This window comes from Thioclava sp. F36-7 (assembly GCF_002020075.1).
Classification (GTDB): Bacteria; Pseudomonadota; Alphaproteobacteria; order Rhodobacterales; family Rhodobacteraceae; genus Thioclava; species Thioclava sediminum.
In genome coordinates, this window is the sequence record NZ_MPZR01000018.1 from 16,088 (window position 1) to 31,909 (window position 15,822).

Consider the following 15,822-nt stretch of genomic DNA (forward strand, 5'->3'; position numbering starts at 1 on the left):
TCAGCCTTCGAGCGAGACCGGTAGGTCCAGCCCGTGTTCCTTGAGGAGCGCGTAACGCCGCGCGGCCTTGTGGTCTTCCGCGACCATCTCGGCGCACATCTCCTGCGCGGTGATTTCGGGCACCCAGCCGAGCTTTTCCTTGGCCTTGGATGGGTCACCCAGAAGGGTGTCCACCTCGGCGGGACGGAAGTAACGCGGATCGATCCGCATAACGACATCCCCGACCTCCAGGGCAGGCGCCTTGTCGCCCGCGATAGCTGCAACCGTGGCGATCTCCTCGGTGCCGGAGCCCGAGAATTCCAGCTCGATCCCCAATTCCCGCGCACTCCAGGTGATGAATTCACGCACGGAATACTGCTTTCCGGTGGCAATCACGAAGTCTTCGGGCGTGTCCTGCTGCAGCATCATCCACTGCATCCGAACGTAGTCTTTCGCATGGCCCCAATCGCGCAAGCTATCGATGTTGCCCATGTAGAGGCAGGGTTCCAAACCCAAAGCAATGTTCGACAAGCCGCGCGTGATCTTGCGCGTCACAAAGGTTTCGCCGCGACGGGGGGACTCATGGTTAAACAGAATGCCATTGCAGGCATACATCCCATAGGCCTCGCGATAGTTCACCGCGATCCAGTAGGCGTAGAGCTTGGCGACCGCATAGGGTGAGCGCGGATGGAAAGGCGTGGTTTCTTTCTGCGGGGTTTCTTGGACGAGACCGTAGAGCTCCGAGGTCGACGCCTGGTAAAAGCGGGTTGTCTTCTCGAGGCCGAGGAAGCGGATCGCTTCGAGCATGCGCAGTGTCCCGATCGCGTCGACATCAGCGGTATATTCTGGCGCCTCAAAGGAGACAGCCACATGGGACTGCGCCCCGAGGTTGTAGACCTCGTCCGGTTGGATATCGCGGATCAGGCGGGTGAGGTTCGAGGTGTCAGAGAGATCGCCGTAATGGAGCTTCATTTGGGCGTGGTTGCTGTGCGGATCCTCGTAGATATGGTCGATCCGCTGGGTGTTGAATAGCGAGGCGCGGCGCTTGATGCCGTGGACTTCGTAGCCTTTCTGAAGGAGGAATTCGGCGAGATAGGAGCCGTCTTGGCCGGTGATGCCTGTGATGAGCGCTTTCTTCATTAACTATCCTTCAGTTTTCTGGAGGGACATAGCACAAGTTTGACTGGTTGTTTGAGCCACCGTGTAGGTTGAAAACTGTGCTAATATTGGCGGGAAAAATAAGCGAATGTTGCCTCTAATTCGATTTCTGGAAGGCAGGAGCTGTTCGGCGGGCCGGTTTGCTAAAGATCGAAATAATCGATGATTTTCGTTATGCTAAATTTTTAAATCTAAAGCTATATTTGACCGTAAATTGAAGCCTCGGGAAAGAAGATGAACGGCCGTTTAAGAGGTGTGCGAAAGCCCTGAGAGTATTATGCCTGGAGGCGTGGTCACCGAAGGCCGGTGGCTTAATGATCGAGCGGGTATGCCTCCGGCGATAACGTTGGCCGAAATATCTCGAGTGGCTACGGCGCGGGCTCCAAGAATGGCAAAAGCGCCGATCTCAACACCTGGTCCTACAAAAGCCTCGGCTGCAACCCAAGCGCCTTCGTTAAGCCTAATTTCCCCTGCAACTAAATTGAATTCTTCTTGAGAGTAATCGTGGCTGGCTGTGCAAAGAAAAGCGCGCTGACTGATGACTGTCCCGCGACAAAGTCGGACTGTCGCCACGTTATAGATTTCAGCGCCGTCTCCTATAACAGAGCCCGTCGCCATTTCAAGATTCCAAGGTGCCCAAATGCGGGCCGATGGGTAAATTAGGCAGCCTCTCTCGATGTGTGCTCCGAACACTCGCAATAGCATGCGTCGCCACCGGTGGGCGGTGCGCGGACTAGGGGCGAAAAGAAGAAGCCTCGCAAAACCCCAAAGAGCTCGGAGGGTTTTGTTTCTAGTTCCTAATTTGCGAATAGTAATCGGGTTCATTTTAGAGGTGGCCTCTTGACCGAGCGAGCCGTATTATGTTTGCGGTTTTCGAACTTCTTCCAATCATCAAATAGACGCTTGACGAAGTAAATTGCTGCTGCATAGACGATTGGTCTCGTCATTGCACGGAATCCTTTGTGAAGTCCACTGACAAACCCTAGCATAATAAGGATGCGCATGATTTGGAAAACCAACGCTCGATTTCGAAGAAAGGCCTTGTCGAGGCGGCCGCACAAAGCGCCGTACAAAAGAAATACGACCGCCCCGGAGTATCCGAAAAGGTAAAAAATCTCTCCCAGTGCCGGCGTGGTGACTGAAAGGACGCCCTCGGTACCAAGATCTGAGGTTAAAGATGTTCCCGCTACGGTTGGCATTCCGACTAGTTTTGAAGGTAGCGGCTGCAAGATGCCAAGAAAGTTCATGAAGTTACTCCACCCTTGGACTGCTTCATTTTTGAGAAAAGAGGCCTTGAGGGTGAAGCGATCGGCCGAATTGAGGATGTTGATGTAATTCGGATTGATGTGCCCGGAGAAGATTGGTGCTTTTGGTAGTCCATTAATGTACGCGTCAAAAAAATTTTCAATCCCAGGTGAATATAGGCTCCGAAGGAAGAAGCCGGTAAGGCACAACGATATCCCGAGTGCGATCAAGGCCCCTCCCCAAAGTGCTGACCAACGTATGCGTAGCGACATGCTTATTATAGCAAACACAGCTACTGGGCCACCGGACATCCGGCTAAATGACTGCATGAATGGCAGTGAAAAAATAAAAACAAGCGGGAGAACGCTTAATAGCGAAAGGGCAATGTTGGTCTTGCTGCTGCGCAGGTAAAGTGCAGATAATGCTGCACCGAAAACGCCAAATAAAATTGAGAGGATTCTCGCAATTGCGAGAAGGCGAGCCGCTAATCCACCGCTATTTCCCCATTGTTGGGAGCCGCGCTGTATATTCGAATCTAGCAATGGTCCTAGTCCGCCTAGAGAAAGTAGTAATAGCGTCAATGACAACGTGGCGATAATCACAAGGTGGTAGTATCGAAGCTTTTTGAGCCCTGCGGCACTGGCATTGATGCTAGAGAGTTTCCTCTTCTGCCGTGCGCCGCGAGGTCCAAAGATGCTATAACCGAGCCAGAATGCTATCATCACTAGTGTGGCGTTTAGGATTTCTGTCTCTATGTATTCTGGGCGAAGAAATCGATGTTCCCAACCGCCGAAAAGTAGTTGCCATAACGGGTTGAAAAGATATCCGATTGCAATTGACGTCATAAACGAGAAATGTAGCGATAGAACGCCAACTTGATCATAAATAAGGACTCGGATCACCGCGCCAATATAAACAAGAACCCCAAGTGTCAAAAAAAGTACGGCGTCATTGGTAAGATATGCTTCAATCATTTCGGGATTTGAATATTGAGGAAATGAATGTCGCTGTCTAAACGTTCTATTATTTCAAGCCGCTGAACAGGCGTAAGTCGCCGGCGCCAATTTCCTACTGTTTCAGGAATGGCATTATTTGACAGCCAATCGATTACTGGCTCTGGCCGCCCCAACTCTAAGAAGTCAGTCATCATACGACCCGTTTCTTCAGGTTTTTGGACTACGTCGTCATAGAAAACTTCGAAATAGCGATCATCGCCTAGTTTTCTACCATCGCGCACTGAGGTCATGACCAATTCGCGCCACTGATGACAAAGGCCCGCGATCGGGCCATGAGCCATTACGATTTCTCGCAAGCCAGGCACGCGTTCAGCGTAACGAGTCGAGCCGCCGAACAATGCGATGCGGACCTTCTCGGGCGCCTGATCGAACACGGCTGCGGGAATGCGATCGAGCGGGATGTTGCCACGTTTGATTAGATCGCGCGCATGATTTATGCGACCGAGTAGAACTTGCCCACGAGATGCCGGAGCACCGTCACCTCCGCCAACTTCTTGCCCCGCTTTCTGCAGTTCAACAATCCGGCTTGCGATGTTGTCGAGCGGATTTCGGATAACGTTGATTACTTTGGCCTTGGGGAAGACTCTTAGACAGAACGCGAGTCGAAGTGCATTGGATGGTGTTTTGTCGACGAGCCGCACCTGTTTGGTCTGCGCGCCAGCTTGTCTTTCAAAATGAGCGCGAATATATCCTGCCACCTCGTCGGTGGCTTCTTCCGGACCTCGCACGTCAGTCTTCATTGACCGGATACCCTTGGTCCACACGTATCGCTGTTCGTAAACGTTAAACAGTTCCTCTGAGTGGCCTAGCGCCATCGCGATTAGGTTGGTGCCGGAACGACCAGCTCCGATAAGGAGGACTGGTTGCGTTGCTGAAAGGCAAACCTGTTCACTCACAGTCTTCCCCCTTTAGCGGCCAATTTCTTGTCGAGAGAGTAACCGAGGCGCTTCGCAAATGGACCTAGTATTTCAGTTGCTCGGCTAATTTGACCAGAGTTCCAACTTGTCCAGTTTCCATGACTTGCTTGGAAGCCTTTGAGGCCACGAACCATGGGGTCCTCAGTTCCAAAATTGTGCGAAACTTCGTGGTGACGCAGCATCAATGGGTGAAATTTCTCACCAAGCCCTGCCATTATGTCAGCCATCACTTCTTCTGGCCGCGCGACGACTTCTTCATAGTAAGCTCTGACACAGAGTTCAGGATGCTCTGCTTCAAATGTCATCTGCTTATCATACATTCTTGCCATATGCGCGAGAGTAGCTTCAAATTGATTCGCAGGGTCCGCTTCTTCTCCAGCGCCCGAGAGATCCCATCCTCTCGAAATAACTGAGTGAGCGACATCAAGCGGGTTCCGGTAGATCATTACAAATTGCGCTTGGGGTCCAAACATCGCGTTGAGCTCTTCGAGAATGCTCACGTATTGCGGTGTTTTGTCGGCCCAGCGCCGTTTTCCATGTGTCTTTCGAAATCCTTCGTGTAGTTGCGACGCTTTCGCGACTAGGTCTCGGCGCATGCTCTCTGCGTCATGTCCAAAAGATCGATATCCAGCTAATACCATTGGATCCCGAAGCATACGTGCGTAGTGCTCCAAGAAAAACGTCTCTGGTGGGCAGGCGATTTCGGGGTGAGAATTGAAAACTCTTCGCATTAGCGATGTGCCCGAGCGATGCAAGCCGATCAAAAATATTGGATTTTCACATCTATTTTCGTCGTGAGTAGTGACTATTCGTTCCTGAAACACTATGCGAGGTTGGCTTACTCGCGCGTAAACGCGGCGAAAGCTGTGTTTTGCTCGTCTTATTAACAACGGTTCAAGGCTCCTAATACTTATTTACCAAACAAAGTCCGGCTTTTCTTCGACTCCATTTAGCCATGCGTAAAGACTTTCGAATTGACTTGTGATGTTTGGCCAACTGAACTGCTGTTCAACCAGCTTTCGTCCAGCTTCTCCCATCCTCACGCGGGCTGTGTGGTTCATTGAAAAAAGCTTAACGAGGCCGTTCGCCACGGCTCGGGGACCCGCGTTGCATAGCACTGCGGCTCCTGCGGGGCCGCCTATAGATAAGTTACATTCAGGCGTCATCAGCACTGGAAGAGAATAGGACCAAGCTTCCAGAATGCTCATAGGCAGTCCCTCGGAATAAGACGTAAGCGCAAAGGCTGTCGCGTTTGAAAGCAATTGCGATTTTTGTTTCCCAAATGCTGGTCCGGGGACGCTTATGCGGTCCTCAAGCCCAAGAGCCTTGACGCGCTCCTCAACGTCTTTGCGATGGCCGCCGTCATCCCATCCAGCGATTATGAGCCGCCATCCGTCAGCAAAACTTCCGGCAAGGCTGAAGCCTTCGACTAGGTCCAGAATGCCCTTCTTCGGATGAATGCGACCGAGGAAGAGGAGAACCTTATCTGCCTTCTCATCTGATCTTTGGACCGAAGGTAGGCTCACGCCATTTGGTATGACTGCTATCCGCGCCGCCGGTAACAGATTACGCACGGCATCGGCTTCGGCAGAATTTAGTGCATGGATACAAGAGGCGTTCGCTAGGTTCTTTCCCTCATAGCTAGCTAGCGCGATCCTCTTTTTTAATTTTCCCTGTGTGAGTGCCCAAGGGTCGAGCATTCCGTGCGGTGAAATTACGATTGGAATACCGGCGCGACGCGCTGTGCGTTGTCCTGCGGCGAGGTAAGGAGCCCATATGCCATGAACGTGAAGGATGTGTCCCCGGGTGAGAGAAATCGCTCGAGATACAGCTGTTCGCGTCGAGCACGCCTCAATGTAGGGAGCACGGGCCGACATCGAAGTTGCCTGGTCGGACAGAAGTCGGCCGATGATGCGAGTTTCGTGACCGCGTGCTGCGAAGGAAGCCGCTAGCTCAAAAACTACTTCTGAAACACCGCCGCCACGATTATCCGCATAGTTGGTGAGCTGAGTGATTTTCATCGAGTCGACTTCGCGAGCAGTGATTTGAATATTAGACGGTCCGCGTAACTGACACGAGCGGGCGCCTTTTCAGCTATGCGGGCTGCGTTCTTTAGTCCCGTCGCAAAACGTTGAAGGCCCCAATTCTCTATGATCTGAGCCGACGCCGCGCCCATCTGCGCCGCAAAACTATTTGAGCTGGAGAGTTGGGTCATAAGTTTGGCAAGCCCGTTGAAATCTTTTGGCGCGAAACAAGCACCATTTTCTCCCTTATGAACAAGGTCACCAGCGGCTCCAGCGTTTTTGCTAACTAAAACCGGCAACCCAGCAGCCATTGCCTCGTTGACGACAAGGCCCCATTGCTCAACATGGCTAGGCAAAATAAGTGCGCCAGAAGCATGGTATAGCTCTGGCATTTCGTTATACTCACGAAAGCCAGTAAAAATGACCTTATCATTGAGACCCGCCGACGCCACTAGGCCTTTTAATACTTCGCGTTCCACGCCATCGCCTACCAACATCAGTGGCCAAGCGGCCTCGTCATTGACAACTAAAGAGCGGTAACGCTCGTAAGCATTAATCAGCCCGTCTAGGTTCTTTCGCGAAATGAAGCGAGCTACTGCCAAGAACCGCTGGGCACCCAACTCACCTGGGCGCGGTTTATTTTCCGGTCGGGAAAAATGTTGATTGTCCACTACGTCATAGCCAAGCTCAATTCTAGTTTTGTTTAGTCCAAGCCTTTCGAGGTAGGCCTGTGAATGCCGACCCGCCGTCAGGCCTGCGCCAGAATGAGCGACTACGGCGCGTTTTGCGCGTTCGGCTAACGCATTGCGGGGGGCGTCGAACCAGTTGCTGTCAGACATAATAACAACACGAGCATTGTTTTGATGCGCCCATTCAATTGCAAACAATGAATAGGGCTCAGACCAACCTGGCACAGCCACAATCTGAGCGTTGAGTGTGGTCAGCGCGCGTGCCATGCGTTCTCTAAGTTCGATATTGGTAAGCTTAGGGTCCTCGGCCAACGTTTTTACTGAATAGCCTTCACGAGCTCTAGCGAAACCCCATGCATATGTGTTGTCGCGTTTGAATACTTCGATGGCTGCGAGTGGTAATTGTCGAGATGCTTCGCTTAGGCGAGCATGATGGTATTCGCCAAGGCGATCCCAAATGACGACAGTGCGCTTCGCAGTCATTTGCGTTCGGCTTTTCGGTTAGGAGTAATTTTTTCCACGAACCTCTGACGGCGCGCTAAGTTTCCTGCAATATCGACTTGGCGGGTCGCGAGACTTTCTTTAGCGAGTGCCGAGTTCAGCGCCTTCAGTGCTACCTCTGGCGCATTAAAGTCAATCGAAACATAAGGAGCTTTTTCAGATAAAGCCATCCGTTCAAGTAATGAACCGTGACGCACTGCCACCGGACAGCCTGTTTGTAGTGCTCTTCCAAAAATTCCAGATGATTGGTCATACTCCGGTGCATAGGCTGCCCATATAATATCCGCGACCCGGTAAAGGCTAAATAGCTCTTGATCAGAAATCATTCTTGGGATTACCAGGCCGCCAAGCATTTCTAGCCGATCGACTTCCTCCTGCTCTGCCTCTGGGACGCGACCTGCGCAGACAAAAAGAATACGAGATGCGGCATCTCGATCTGTCTCGAGAATGCGCGTGATCATACTCAAGCCTTTTCGCCGGAGCACTGTGCCTGGTAGACAGATCACTTTGCGCCCATTTGCGCTTATAACGATGTTTTCGGCTAAAGGTGTCGACGGCAGGTTCGGGCCTCCGACCTTAATATCTAGGTCCCAGAATTCTGGGTCATGCACCCAGTCACTCGCAATTTCGGCATAATGGGGTGCTACTTCAAATGGCACGATTACAAGCACGTCAGCGATTTTAAGACTCCGAATGATCCGAAAAGCTGTTCGCTTGACTATTTGGATCGGGCGCTTGGTGCCAAAACAAGTTTGTGGTCTGAGAAATAATCCGATTGTCGATTTGGCTGCAAGTCTGCGTAGCGCACTTATGAGGAAAAAGAGTAAATAATCATCGTCGAGGGTCGAAAAGATAACTTGTCGCGAAGCTACGAGATCAAAAATAAGCGATAGAGAGCGCTTCGCTTGCCTTATTTCAAAGCGTGTGAGCCAAGTTAGTGTATCCGCATAGGAGGACTTGTGCCCAAGCGTAGTGCGAAAATATATAATGCCATCTTCCATCATTTCATGTCCCGTTTATACAGGGTCACTTTCTTCCCGAGGGAATTATTGGCCACGGTAGCGCGCTTGAGTTGATGCCCCAGAGCTGCCAGGCACGGACCCAGAGGGCCACGTTCCAGATCACCATCGAGGCGACGGTGGCGCTGGCCGCCCCGACCATACCCCAGTGCGGGATCAGGGCAAAGTTGAGCCCAATGTTGGCCAGCGAGGCGACGAAGGTCACGGTAAGGGTCGAACGCTCTTGCCCTCGCATGTTCAAGAGCACCCCAACGGGGCCGACAAAGGCATTTACCGCCTGGCCCGCAACCAGCACCATCAGGGCCGGCCAGACCCCGACATACTCGGGTCCAAAAGCGGTGGCGATCACCCAACGGCCGGCGAGCGCGGCGAGCGCCAGCGTCAGCACCGCCCCGCTAAACGACATCAGCGCGCTCTGACGGCATTGGCGTTCGACTTCCAGGTCATTGCCGGCGGCCGAGGCGCGCGCGATCGCGGGGGTGACGATGCCGGCAGTGATCATCAGCATGGCCGCCGCGCTCTGGCTGAGCTGCGCGCCGGCGGCATAGAGGCCGACGTTTGCGTCGCTCATCAGCATGCCGATGGCGACGGTATCGAACTTGGTGTTGATGAGACGCACCACGGCCACGCCCGAGAACATCACCGCCGTGCTCGTCCAGGCCAGCAGCCGGGCCGGCGGCACCCGTGCCGGACGGCCGAGCGGCGGCAGAGCGCGGCTCGCGCGGAGGCGAACTTCGATCAGCACGAGCAGGGTGGCGAGCGCATGTAGCCCCATCGCGGTGACCGCAGTCAGCTCTACCCCGACAAGCAGCGCCCCGCCGACCAGCGCGAGGAACAGCACCGGGCGGTAGAGCTGCTGGCCAAGCAGCGATTGCACCACCTTGCCGGTGCCGCGCAGCACCGCCGCCGACTGCGCCAAAAGCGGCATCAACAGGGCCAGCGGCAGGCCGGCGAGAATTACTTTCCACGACGACACTTCGGAGCGACCAAACAGCGGGAGCATCACCGCGATGACGAGGATGAAGGCTAGGCTGAGCCCGACGATCACCACGGTGGCGTGGCGCAGGAAGCGACCGAGCAGCCGGGTGCGGCCCAGCGTGGCCAACCGCGCCACTTCTCGCACGATGAGGTCGGGAAAGCCGAGCTGCGCAATCAGAACGGCAAGACTGATCAGCGCATAGGCGAAGGAATAGGCACCAAAGCCCTGCGGCCCGAGCGCGCGGGCCAGCAGGATCGACAACGCGAACAGCACGCCTGCCGAAGCTAGGCGCACGGCCGAAGACTGGCCAACGGCGCGAAGAAAAGCGCGGTTCATGCGCGCGCCTCCCATACCGGATCGGGCCGCTCGCTCATGCCAATACCTGACAATCGGGCAAGGCGGCTATCCGGGCATCAAGCGCGGCATAGGTCTGTACGAACCTCCCCCGGGTCTCGGCGTCGGCTGCCCCGGCCCCCTTGCGTGCCCGCTTGGGGGGCAAAGCCACCCGCACACCGGTGAAGTCCGACAGGGCGTCCTGATAATCCCACAAGCCGCCGTAGCGCAGGATAATTCGCGGCGTACTCGTCTTTCCGATCCAGCCGTCGAGTTGGTCGGAAAAACGCAGCACGTCGCGTTGGGCCAGTTCGTCAATGGTGCCGGAGGCACGAAGGTGACGGAAGTGTTCGACGATCCAGTCGGGGCCATACCGTGTTTCACAGGACAACACAGAAAGCGCTGCATCGGTTGCCGAGCCAAACAGGAAAACGACCTTGGCGCCGCTGTGATCGGGCAATTCCTCAGCGAGGCCGTGGGTCTTGTAGACGATCCCGGGATGAAAGTCGGCGAAAGCATAGATGCCATAACCCTCTGGTCCGAGTGTGCGCGTCAGAACGATCGAGACAATGAAAAGCACCACAGCTGAGCAAAGCCGCAGCATGGCTCCCTGGCCCACTGTTTTGAAGAAATTGAAGTTCACGCGATTCGACATTGACTTAACTATCTATTGTAAAATTGTTAGGCGGCGCAGATCGTTGGAAGCCTCTTGTAAGGCTTATGAGTTGTCTTTTGCGACTGTCGATTGAGATGAAGTATCGGGCTATGGCCATAATTATTGCTGTTCCTAGGGTGGATGACTACATCCTAGCTCTGATACGTGGCTTGAATATTTTGACGCTGCTGAAAAATATAAAAAATCGCGCGCTTGCCCAAAGGTGTTAAGTGTATGATTTAATAATCAATTTTCATATCCAAGCAAGGTGAGTTCGTCACGGGTTTGATCGACAATATGTTGCCTTAGCTTTGCATTCATGGCTTGTCTTTGTTCTTTGCGAACGAATGTCATTCCGTGATTTGGATTATGTGCGCGATAAAGGTTTTCTTGCTCTGTCATGCTTTGGCGCTGAGCTAATGCTACCGCATTTCCAATTCTCTCGTCCGGCACATTCCAGCCAAAGTTTTTACATAAATTTCTCAGCTCAGTGGTTGGTTTCGTAATCAAATCTTCATATCGAATTAGATGTAGTATGTAGCTATTGGAGTTTAGACTGTTACTAAGCCACGATCTCACATGATTGCGCCACGCTTCAATGCCCAGTGTTGGAGTGGCGCAAAATTCTTCAAGCGTCATATTATTTTTTTGAAGAGACATCGTGAAGTGGAAGTAGCTAGATAATACATCTGCGGGGTGACGGGCGATATAAATTACCTTGCGGTAGTTTCGATTACAGAGGCCGTGTGATTTGTAGAGCCGAATTTGTGAGCGTCCAATTGGCTCGGCCTGAACATTTCGTCCCAAGTGAAGATCATGCACGTATCTGCCAATTGAAGAGAATGTTGCGTGATCGGACGTTTCATCTTCGCAGCCAAGCATATTCGCGATTAGAACGCTCAACCATGTCACTCCAGATTTTGGAAACTCGACTAAGTAATAATCGCTTGCGTACTGGTTAATTGGCGCTAAACGGTTATCTTTCCAGCGCCTCTTGATATGAGATGCCCGTTTGAGAAGAGTAAATCTCGAAGTCATCTGCTTACCTCGTTTTCGTTGCCCTCAAGAATGGTCGACTGAGAGAATTCCTTGAGTTTGCTCACGCTTGAAAATGCTCCCAATGATGCTGCGCGTTCAATTTTCCGCGGGCTCCAATTCCACCAAGCGATGCTTAAAAGCTCTTTCTGCTCTTCCTGGTTGAAACGCCAGCCGATCAATCTGGCTGGGTTGCCTCCTACAATCGCGAATTCTGGTACATCTTTGACTACAATAGATCCGGCCGCAATTATGCTTCCATTTCCGATGGTGACTCCTCCAGGGACGATTGCGTTCGCTCCTATCCATACGTCGTGTCCGATCTTTGTGAGCGGCGGTGTTTCATCGAATAGAGTTTCCGACACGAACGACTTTCGAGCTCCTGAGTTGGCTTGAGAGAAAAAAGCTGGGTAGGTCGAGCAGAACACTTTGCTCGGGTGTCGTGCTAGACCGATCTTGCATTGTGGTCCAATTGAACAAAATGAACCAATGTTGCAGTTTGCTATCGAGGAGTTTGCGGATATGTACGAGAAAATGGAGATCTTGCAGTTGTTTATACTTGAATTTTTGTGTATAATTGAGTTTTCTCCTAGCCGCGAATTCTTTGCGGTCGCACCTCTCATCAAGAAGCCATCTTCAAGCCTTCTCTTAGTTAAAAGGATGTGCATCCTTTTTGCTAAGGTTATTATTTTTATGAGTGCAGGTGGGGTATTGATATTCATAGTTTTGGCGATGTTGCTTTCATCGGCGGAAATCATTATATCTTGTTTGAATTAACTTCAGATTCTAATGCCTCAATCTCCGCCTTCAATGCCTCAAACTCCGCCATCTTCCTTGCCAAGAACCGCTGTGTAATCGCCGCCTTCTCCGCCACGCCTTTCGGCGTCAGCAGATAGGCGTAGCGCCTCTTGTCTTCCGCGGCTTTGAAGTTCCCGAGCTTCAGGAAGCCTTTCTCAATGAGCGCCTTGAGCAAGTAGTTCGCGCTTCCCGTGCTAACGCCGACCGCGTCTGCCAACTCACGCTGCGACATTTCCGGGTTTTCCTCGAGAAGCCTCAAAACGCGAAAGCGGATATCTTCCTGGACCTTGGTCCGCTGGCCTGCCATCAGAAACTCGCAATCTGGCAGGCTACCGCATCAGCGCTGACTCGGGTCAGCCTGAGGGGAAGGGCGTTCAGAGCTTTGGGTCGAAAATCCGACATCGTTCAAAGTTGAGCGTTTAGCAGGATGCTGCACCCGCTAAAAGGGTGTTTATGCAAATCCAGTCATCCGACAAGGGAGGTCACGGGCGTGTGATCGTAAGCTGCTTGGAGGCAGCGGAGATCGGCCGGTGAAGTATGGCGGGAGCCTTAGGTGTCGAATGAGGAAAGGGGCCCGGTTTGTCTGGAGGGCAGCTCGTCGCGCCAGCAGGTTGTCGCGGGAGGGTGTCGCCAAGCGCGCCGCAACAGAAGCGTCTCCAGTCGCTTGTTCGACATGCGCCGCCACTTGCCTCAGTGGGCTGCTTGACGTGCCCGGATGCCGGGGGTGAGCAAGCGGCGCAAATCTTCGAAAGTTTCGCCGCCGCGGAACCGCGCGAAGGCAAGCGCCAGGCGCTTCACATGTTTGGCCTCCACGACGTCGAAGAGCTCGGCGCAATGATCGGCGGTCCGAGCAGCGAGCATTTGGGGGAATGGCCACCTAGCCGAAGGCGCGCGGCAAAACGTGACGGCCAGCGTGCGTTCGGCGGCGAAGAACCGCCCGCGATGATCGAACTCTCCCGGAGGGTCGGTGCGCCGTTCTTTACGGTCGAGATATTCAAACGCCGCCGCGATTTCAGCGCTGGTATAGGCCAGACTGGTTGCGAAGACCGCGAATTCGTGACGCGGGCCCGAGGTGGGGAGGATGTCGAGCATGATGTTGTCCTTTGCTTGCTGAGTGATCTCAGTTTAGCCGAGGCGGGTGAAAAATCGGTTTTGAAAAATTTCGATAATCTCTCGGTTTGGTCGAATTATGTGGACAACTCGGCAGACGGTGCTGGGACGAGACGCAATAGCTAGGGGGTGTGGTAACGTTGGGCGGAGATGGGCAGGTCGCTCGTAACGCCTGGATGAGGCGTATTCGGAATAGACCCGAACCTGTCTTGGGGTGATTATCTCAGGGGGGAATAAGGTGCGATCCGGTCTTGCACTTTGCGGCTCGTTAATCTCCCAGTTGGGAGATCTTCGGGCTGCGCCGAGCGACATCGTTGCCGATAGTCTTTTCGATCCCCCTTTGCAGGGGGACACTCCCCTTTCGGGGCACAATTCTCAAACGCAAAACTTCGTCGAATTCTCGAAGAATAATTGTGTCTAATCGTTGTCGATCCTCCTTTCGGGAGGGCGCAAAGGACCTTCCGAAGAGAGAACACCAACCGGATCGCTGAGAGATGATATGAAATCAAGGCACTGAAGTAAATGAAAAAATAACTCTAGGTTGTGGAGTTGGGGTCTGACGCAAGGTAAGTGGTGGTGCTTAGGCGCCAGTGCGACGCGTCACTGACGCGTCAGCCCTTCTGCCGCTCCACGAACTGCCCGAGCTTGGAGAAGTTCTTGCTCGCAATCGTCATCACGCCGCCGACCTTGTTGCCGCGGATCGCGCGCCAGTCTTCGCCCATCTTCTCGCGGATCCGAGCGAGGTTGCGATTGCTCACACCGCCCAAGCGCATCTTGTAGAGCACCTCGGGGATGTAGACCGAGCGACCAGTCGCTTGTGAGAAATAGCGCAGGATGAAGTCGTAATCGGCTGCGATCCGAAAGCTGGTGTCGAAGCCGCCGAGGCGCTCGTAGACCGAGCGTCGCAGATAGAGGGTGGGGTGGGCCGGCATCCAGCCGCGTCTGAGTTTCGCCGCGCTGTAGGGACCTGTCGCCCAATGCCGGACGATCTTCCTCGTGTCGGCCTGCGAGACATAATCGAGATTGGAGAAGACCGCTTCGACCTGCGGGGCCTCAAACGCGGCTGCGACGCGGGAAAGCACTTCGTCATGGGCGAGGAAGTCGTCGCTGTGGACGAAGCCGACAATGTCACCGGACGCCTTCATCACGCCCTTGTTGAGCGCATCATAGATCCCCTTGTCGGGTTCGCTGACGAGGACCATCCGGTCATGGGCGGCGCGTTCGATCGCGGCGAGCGAGCCGTCCTTCGATTTCCCCTCGATGATGAGGTGCTCAAGATCGGGATGGGTTTGTCGCCCGACGCTCTCGATAGCTTCGCCGACGGTGGCTTCAGAGTTGTAGACGGCGGTGACGACGGTGATCTTCATGAAAATGTTGGCCCAGGAAAATTCTGTTCGACCCGTCTATAGGTGCTCCCTGCGGAGGATGAAACCGACCTTGCTTTCGTCGCCTCGCAGACAAGCTACCTCCCGCTCGCCGCATAAGCCCAAATCCCGACCCATTCCTTGATCGCGAGATCCAGCGTGTCGAGATGGCCCGCGAAAACCCAGGCAGTATATTCGAGAAACCCCTCTGCGCGATAATCGACAGGGTAGGGGACTACCTCCTCCCATCCGGCGCGCTCAAAGCTCGCCATGGCGCGTCGCATGTGGAAGGCGCTCGTGACGAGCAGCGAGGTCTCACCCGGTTTGGGGCGCGCGAGATCGAGGCTGAGGCGCGCGTTCTCACTGGTGTTGCGCGATCGGGTCTCGAGGAGAAGCCGCGCATGTGGGATACCCGTTTCGCGAAAGGCGGCCGCCATTACCTCAGCGCCCGGCATGCTCTCTTGGGCAAGGTCGCGCAGGGCGCCGCTGCCTGCAGTCGATGTCAGCTTGCCGCGGGGCCAAGGGAACCATAATTTCCTACACAAAGTAAAATAATGTGTAGGAATGCCTGATGGAACACCTCCCGGTCCCGATCCAGGCTGCCTATCATGAGCTGATGCAGAGGTTCCGGGCCCGGCCACCCCTCTCCGTCCCTGGGTCCATCATGCGGATCGAGAAGTCCGGTCGGGGCTATTGGGTGTCGAGGCGCCGCATCGGGGACCGGGTCGTGGAGAAAACGATCGGCCCTGAGACGCCGGAGGTCCTGGCGACCGTCGCGGCCGCGCGCGCCGAGTGCTCTGCTCCCTAAAAAGTGGACCGTTTGAAACTGGAGTTTTCAGCTAAGCTTTCCTGGCTGGCAGAGGGGCAGAAACTCATGAAAGCATCGAAGGTCACTGAAACGCGAGACAGGCGTTCATTCCGCCTGCGCACACCGGGGTCATCTGGTCACCGATTCCGATAATATCCGGTCGGTCATTCCGATTTAATCCGGTCACGGATT

General features: G+C 54.0%; 15 protein-coding genes. All 15 read right to left on the reverse strand.

The features are described 5' to 3' along the window. Complete coding sequence (gene gmd / locus BMI89_RS19915) at nucleotides 1–1,119, reverse strand: GDP-mannose 4,6-dehydratase (RefSeq protein WP_078572513.1); 1,119 nt, start codon at nucleotides 1,117–1,119, stop codon at nucleotides 1–3. 839 nt (nucleotides 1,120–1,958) lie between these two features. Then, nucleotides 1,959–3,356 (reverse strand): hypothetical protein, encoded by a 1,398-nt coding sequence (locus BMI89_RS20740; RefSeq protein WP_143593979.1) that lies wholly within the window; start codon nucleotides 3,354–3,356, stop codon nucleotides 1,959–1,961. Beyond that, nucleotides 3,353–4,294 (reverse strand): sulfotransferase, encoded by a 942-nt coding sequence (locus BMI89_RS19925; RefSeq protein ID WP_078572515.1) that lies wholly within the window; start codon nucleotides 4,292–4,294, stop codon nucleotides 3,353–3,355. Before BMI89_RS19925 ends, BMI89_RS20740 begins: the two co-directional genes overlap by 4 nt. Further along, nucleotides 4,291–5,139, reverse strand: coding sequence for a sulfotransferase (locus BMI89_RS19930; protein WP_281478361.1), 849 nt, complete (start codon nucleotides 5,137–5,139; stop codon nucleotides 4,291–4,293). The genes BMI89_RS19925 and BMI89_RS19930 overlap by 4 nt, the downstream gene beginning before the upstream one ends. A 90-nt stretch (nucleotides 5,140–5,229) precedes the next feature. Beyond that, complete coding sequence (locus BMI89_RS19935; RefSeq protein WP_078572517.1) at nucleotides 5,230–6,336, reverse strand: glycosyltransferase; 1,107 nt, start codon at nucleotides 6,334–6,336, stop codon at nucleotides 5,230–5,232. Then, nucleotides 6,333–7,511 carry a glycosyltransferase family 4 protein gene (locus BMI89_RS19940; protein WP_078572518.1) on the reverse strand — a complete coding sequence of 393 codons (1,179 nt, stop codon included), beginning with the start codon at nucleotides 7,509–7,511 and terminating at the stop codon, nucleotides 6,333–6,335. The genes BMI89_RS19935 and BMI89_RS19940 overlap by 4 nt, the downstream gene beginning before the upstream one ends. Further along, complete coding sequence (locus tag BMI89_RS20745; RefSeq protein ID WP_143593980.1) at nucleotides 7,508–8,530, reverse strand: glycosyltransferase; 1,023 nt, start codon at nucleotides 8,528–8,530, stop codon at nucleotides 7,508–7,510. Before BMI89_RS20745 ends, BMI89_RS19940 begins: the two co-directional genes overlap by 4 nt. A 25-nt stretch (nucleotides 8,531–8,555) precedes the next feature. Then, nucleotides 8,556–9,863, reverse strand: a complete 1,308-nt coding sequence (locus tag BMI89_RS19945; protein WP_168174799.1) for a flippase — start codon at nucleotides 9,861–9,863, stop codon at nucleotides 8,556–8,558. 34 nt (nucleotides 9,864–9,897) lie between these two features. Further along, the gene (locus tag BMI89_RS19950) at nucleotides 9,898–10,515 is read right to left on the reverse strand and encodes a hypothetical protein (RefSeq protein ID WP_078572520.1); all 618 of its coding nucleotides are present in this window, start codon (nucleotides 10,513–10,515) and stop codon (nucleotides 9,898–9,900) included. Between the two features lie 246 nt (nucleotides 10,516–10,761). Further along, entirely contained in the window at nucleotides 10,762–11,553 is a 792-nt protein-coding gene (locus BMI89_RS19955; RefSeq protein ID WP_078572521.1) for a sulfotransferase domain-containing protein, read from the reverse strand. Then, nucleotides 11,550–12,308: a DapH/DapD/GlmU-related protein gene (locus tag BMI89_RS19960; RefSeq protein WP_078572522.1), complete on the reverse strand. Its 759-nt coding sequence runs from the start codon at nucleotides 12,306–12,308 to the stop codon at nucleotides 11,550–11,552. The genes BMI89_RS19955 and BMI89_RS19960 overlap by 4 nt, the downstream gene beginning before the upstream one ends. Continuing rightward, nucleotides 12,308–12,655, reverse strand: a complete 348-nt coding sequence (locus BMI89_RS19965; RefSeq protein WP_078572523.1) for a MarR family EPS-associated transcriptional regulator — start codon at nucleotides 12,653–12,655, stop codon at nucleotides 12,308–12,310. Before BMI89_RS19965 ends, BMI89_RS19960 begins: the two co-directional genes overlap by 1 nt. A gap of 383 nt (nucleotides 12,656–13,038) precedes the next feature. Continuing rightward, entirely contained in the window at nucleotides 13,039–13,440 is a 402-nt protein-coding gene (locus BMI89_RS19970) for a hypothetical protein (RefSeq protein WP_078572524.1), read from the reverse strand. Nucleotides 13,441–14,069: 629 nt separating this feature from the next. Beyond that, nucleotides 14,070–14,825, reverse strand: coding sequence for a glycosyltransferase family 2 protein (locus tag BMI89_RS19975; protein ID WP_078572525.1), 756 nt, complete (start codon nucleotides 14,823–14,825; stop codon nucleotides 14,070–14,072). 95 nt (nucleotides 14,826–14,920) lie between these two features. After that, entirely contained in the window at nucleotides 14,921–15,463 is a 543-nt protein-coding gene (locus BMI89_RS21250; RefSeq protein WP_078572526.1) for a YdcF family protein, read from the reverse strand. Nucleotides 15,464–15,822: the final 359 nt, after the last annotated feature.

Coding starts and splice junctions, on each gene's coding strand:
- gmd (WP_078572513.1), bottom strand. CDS start 1,119: ATGAAGAAAGCGCTCATCACAGGCATCACCGGCCAAGACGGCTCCTAT.
- BMI89_RS20740 (WP_143593979.1), bottom strand. CDS start 3,356: ATGATTGAAGCATATCTTACCAATGACGCCGTACTTTTTTTGACACTT.
- BMI89_RS19935 (WP_078572517.1), bottom strand. CDS start 6,336: ATGAAAATCACTCAGCTCACCAACTATGCGGATAATCGTGGCGGCGGT.
- BMI89_RS19940 (WP_078572518.1), bottom strand. CDS start 7,511: ATGACTGCGAAGCGCACTGTCGTCATTTGGGATCGCCTTGGCGAATAC.
- BMI89_RS20745 (WP_143593980.1), bottom strand. CDS start 8,530: ATGGAAGATGGCATTATATATTTTCGCACTACGCTTGGGCACAAGTCC.
- BMI89_RS19945 (WP_168174799.1), bottom strand. CDS start 9,863: ATGAACCGCGCTTTTCTTCGCGCCGTTGGCCAGTCTTCGGCCGTGCGC.
- BMI89_RS19950 (WP_078572520.1), bottom strand. CDS start 10,515: ATGTCGAATCGCGTGAACTTCAATTTCTTCAAAACAGTGGGCCAGGGA.
- BMI89_RS19955 (WP_078572521.1), bottom strand. CDS start 11,553: ATGACTTCGAGATTTACTCTTCTCAAACGGGCATCTCATATCAAGAGG.
- BMI89_RS19960 (WP_078572522.1), bottom strand. CDS start 12,308: ATGATTTCCGCCGATGAAAGCAACATCGCCAAAACTATGAATATCAAT.
- BMI89_RS19965 (WP_078572523.1), bottom strand. CDS start 12,655: ATGGCAGGCCAGCGGACCAAGGTCCAGGAAGATATCCGCTTTCGCGTT.
- BMI89_RS19970 (WP_078572524.1), bottom strand. CDS start 13,440: ATGCTCGACATCCTCCCCACCTCGGGCCCGCGTCACGAATTCGCGGTC.
- BMI89_RS19975 (WP_078572525.1), bottom strand. CDS start 14,825: ATGAAGATCACCGTCGTCACCGCCGTCTACAACTCTGAAGCCACCGTC.